1 protein-coding gene and 2 pseudogenes are annotated in these 4,061 nt (G+C 61.6%); 1 reads left to right on the forward strand and 2 read right to left on the reverse strand.

Annotated elements, in window-relative coordinates; all coding sequences use genetic code 11:
* The coding region (tnpC, locus tag CWO89_RS41565) for an IS66 family transposase (RefSeq protein WP_130584029.1) at positions 1–1,303 on the reverse strand (1,303 nt) is incomplete at its 3' end.
* 489 nt (positions 1,304–1,792) lie between these two features.
* Here tnpC and CWO89_RS41570 point away from each other — a divergent pair.
* A pseudogene (locus CWO89_RS41570) lies at positions 1,793–3,623 on the forward strand (recombinase family protein).
* 87 nt (positions 3,624–3,710) lie between these two features.
* On the opposite strand, the pseudogene tnpB reads toward CWO89_RS41570, so the two are convergent.
* A pseudogene (gene tnpB / locus CWO89_RS49855) lies at positions 3,711–3,860 on the reverse strand (IS66 family insertion sequence element accessory protein TnpB); the annotation flags it as partial.
* Between the last annotated feature and the right edge of the window lie 201 nt (positions 3,861–4,061).

The following is a 4,061-nucleotide window of genomic DNA, read 5'->3' on the forward strand; positions in this document are numbered from 1 at the left end:
CCTCGACGCGGCCGTCGCGGAGAAACAGCGTCAGGCCATCCCAGTGATTGAGCGCATAGTTGATCGCCTCTGCCAGCTTCGACTGGGAGAAGAGCTGGCCCACGATCTCGGTCAGTCGCGCCTTGAGCGCCGCCATCAACGCTGCGCTCCTGGTGCGGCGGGTGGCCAGCCGCTGCTCCGCACTGTTGCCGCGGATCTCCGCTTCGATCGCATAGACCGCCCGCAGGCGTTCGATCACCTCGCGCGCAAACGGCGACTGCGTCGTTTTGAACACCTCGACGAATTTGCGTCTGGCATGGGCGAGACAAAAGGCGAGCTGGATCGCGCCGCCATGGTCGCAGGCGAGCGCCTTGTAGGCGGCATAACCGTCCACCTGCAGAATGCCGGAAAAACCCGTCAATTGTCCGGCGATCTCCTCGGTGCCGCGGCCGTCGGCGAACACGTAGGCGACCGCCGGCGGCGAAGGGCCACCCCATGGCCGGTCATCCATGGCATGCGCCCAGAACTGGCAGATGCGAGTGCGATGTCGTCCGGGATCGAGCACCGGCATCGGGGTCTCGTCGCAGAACACGCGCGGCGCGGCCTGGATTGTGCGCAGCTGGAGCTCATAGAGGCTCTTGAGCCACCAGGCCGCACGCTTCACCCAGCCGGCAAGCGTCGACCGGTCAAGATGGACGCCCTGGCCGGCCAAAATCTGCACCTGCCGGTACAGCGGCAAATACCAGGCGAACTTCGAGACCACCACGTGAGTCACGAGCGCGGTCGAGGCCATGCCGCTCTCGATCAGGCGTGGCAACGCCTTCACCTGGACCACGCCATCGGCGCAGCCGCGGCAGGTGTATTTGGGACGGATCGTCCGCAGCACACGCAGGATCGCCGGGATCACGTCCAGCACCTCGCTGACGTCCTCGCCGATCTTGTGGAGCTGGCCCTGGCAGCACGGGCAGGCGGTCGCCTCCGGCTCCAGCACCTGCTCACAGCGCAGCAGGTGCTTGGGCAGCGCGCCGATGTTGCGGCGCGCCTTCTGGCGTAGCTTATCAGACGGCTTCGCCGCAGGCGCATCGTCGTTGGCAGTCGCAGGCGGGGTGGCACCGGTCTCAAGGTCGTCAAGCTCAAGCGCGAGTTGCTCGGCCACGAGCGTGGCAAGCCGCTCCGAGCGCTTCCCGAAGATCATCTCCTTGAGCGTCTGCATCGCCACGCGCAGCTTCTCGTTCTCGACGTCAAGCGCGAGCACCATCTCGGTCAGAGCCGCCGGATCGGTCGGGAGAGCATCGGGGCGAATCGCCATGATCGAACGATACATGCGCCCGCTCCATGCTCCAGCGAAATCCTCACCTCTCAGCCAACAACGGCCGGCTGCTTCACAGGCTTGGGTGAGACACGCGTCCACTCAAGTCCGTCGAGCGAGGGGATTGAGGAATGTCCCCAATAGTGAGTCTGACGAATCATTTCCGGAGGTGGTCGAAGTTCGGGACCCCCACCATCCTTTGTACGGCCGCTCATTTCGAGTGATCAGGAAGATCGGCCAGCGAGGCCGAGGCATTCCCGCTTCGTATGAAGTCGAGTTTCGCACGGGAAGCAGTCTCCTGATTCAGGCAACCGCAATCGAATATTATGGACAAGGAGCAAATCAGATTAAGCTGAGCATGGAGGCTCTACTCGAGCTTCTATCGATAGCGGATTGTCCCGACGCACATGAGCATGGATCCAGCCGATCTTTGGTCGACGCTGACGCCCGCGCTCCGACGCCAGATCGTCGAAGACGTCGCCGCGATTTTGGCGGAGATCCCTCATGAAGTCCGAGTTGGTCACTTCAAGCCACTTGGCGCGCAAAGCCGTAGTCTACATCCGGCAGTCGACGCCCCACCAGGTCGTAAGCAATCAGGAGAGCCTGCGCCTTCCATACGCGCTTCGCAAGCGCGCCCGCGAACTCGGATGGCGTGAGGCTGCCATCGACGTGATTGACGCCGATCTCGGGTTGAGCGGCGCGTCTGCAGCGCATCGTAACGGCTTCAAAGAACTCGTTGGCCGTGTTGGCCTGAGTGAAGTGGGGCTCATCCTGTCGATCGACGTGACTCGCTTGGCGCGCAATTGTACCGACTGGTATCCGCTCCTGGATATCTGTGGTCTGCGTGGCTGTCTGATCGCCGACCGCGATGGTGTCTCGACTGGTCTTCACCAAGTTCCGCGAGCTCGGCAGCGCCCGGCAGGTCTTTCTTTGGCTGCGGGCCGCCGACATCAAAATGCCTGTGGTCCTGAGGAACGTTCAAATCTGCAAGCTCGGCTGGAAGGCGCCGGCCTTATCACACGGTGATGCAGATCTTGCACAATCCGCTCTATGCTGGCGCCTATGCGTTTGGCCGAATCGCCCAGAAGACACGGATCGTGGACGGTCGCGCTCGCAAGGTCAGCGGGTTCAAAAAGCCGCGGGAGGATTGGAATGTTCTGCTGCGGGACAATCATCCCGGTTATATCGGTTGGCAGGAGTACGAAGACAATCAGAAGCTGCTGCTGGAAAACGCCCACATGAAGAAGAATTGCTCGCGTAAATCGGCGCGCGGGGGACGCGCACTGCTGACCGGCTTGATGCGGTGCGGACGTTGCGGGCGGATGATGCGTGTAGTCTATGGCCAGGCCAAAGGGAATGCCCATCGTTATCAATGCCGCGGCGATGATGCCCATGTCGGAGCAGGCTTATGTATCGGCATTGGTGGAGTGCGGGTCGATCGTGCGGTCGCGCTGCAAATCCTTGAGGCTGTCTCCGATCGGGCTGTCGAAGCAGCGATATTGGCGTCCGACCAGATCGAGCGATCAAGAACGGAGATCATCGCCGCCGTCGAACGGGAGCTTGAAGTCGCACGCTACGAAGCATCTCTTGCTGCACGCCGATATGAGCTTGTGGATCCGGCGAAGCGCCACGTTGCCCGCGAACTCGAGGCGCGCTGGAATGGCGCATTGGAGCGGGTTGCCGAGCTTGAGCGGGGGATCAAGGAGCTGCGCGCTGCATCGTCGGAAAGTCCAAGGATCGACCGCGCCCTGCTACTGCAACTTGCGCATGATCTGCCGCGGGTTTGGAATGCACCGTCCACGGACACACGAACCAAGCAGCGGCTGGTTCACATCGTGGTCCGAGAGATTGTTTGCGATCTCGATGAGAACACCAATGAGGCGGTTCTGCTCATCCATTGGACCGGTGGCCGGCACACGGAGGTTCGTGTTGCTCGCGTTAAGACAGGCCGATATCCGGGGATACGGCACCCACTGCCGTTGACGCACTTCGCACACTCGCAGGTCATTGGCCTGATCGAGAGCTCGCCGCGTCGCTCAATCGGATGCGCTGTAAGACCGGCGACGGCGAGACCTGGACGACTGTTCGCGTGCGGGAAATGCGCGAACGCCTGGGCTTGCCGGACTACGATCCCGCATCATCCGACGGCAAAATGATCAGCCTTGCGAAGGTTGCGGCACACTTTGGAATTTGCGTCGGATCAGCAAAGAGCTTGGTGCTGAAGGGCGTCTTGCCGGCAACACAAGCAATCAAGGGCTCGCAATGGTTGGTTCCTGTCGAGGCGCTGAGTTCGGAAGCCGTACGCGTAGCGGTGCAGCACGTGATCGAACGTTGACCGAAAAACTACATTGATTATCAATACGATAGAATGATCCGCCTGCCCGGACTCTGACAAAGGGAGGTACAATGAAACGAGCTGTGCTCGTTTCGATCGGAACACGAAGGCTGCGCCGCTAAACGGGTCGAGACGGAGCATCTGCTGTACCTTCGCAGCCAGCCCATCATGGCCGCAGCGGAAGTCAATCGGCCGCGTCGCGATGTAAATCTTCAGATCAGCACCGGGCGCGATCATCGTGACGCTCGCACCGCGCGGATCAACCGAGCCAGTTGCTCACCGTTAATGGCCACGTCCGTCCCGCACGACGACGTCGCCAATCGCAATCTCGAGTTTGACAGCCGGAACGTGACGCTCCTCTAACGGCTCCTCCACGACCAGCGGCGCGAACGGCGGCTGCGAAGCCTCGCACGACGGCAATACGCCTCGCCGGCGAGA

Origin of the sequence: Bradyrhizobium sp. Leo170 (assembly GCF_004296405.1) — a bacterium.
In the GTDB taxonomy this organism is placed as follows: domain Bacteria; phylum Pseudomonadota; class Alphaproteobacteria; order Rhizobiales; family Xanthobacteraceae; genus Bradyrhizobium.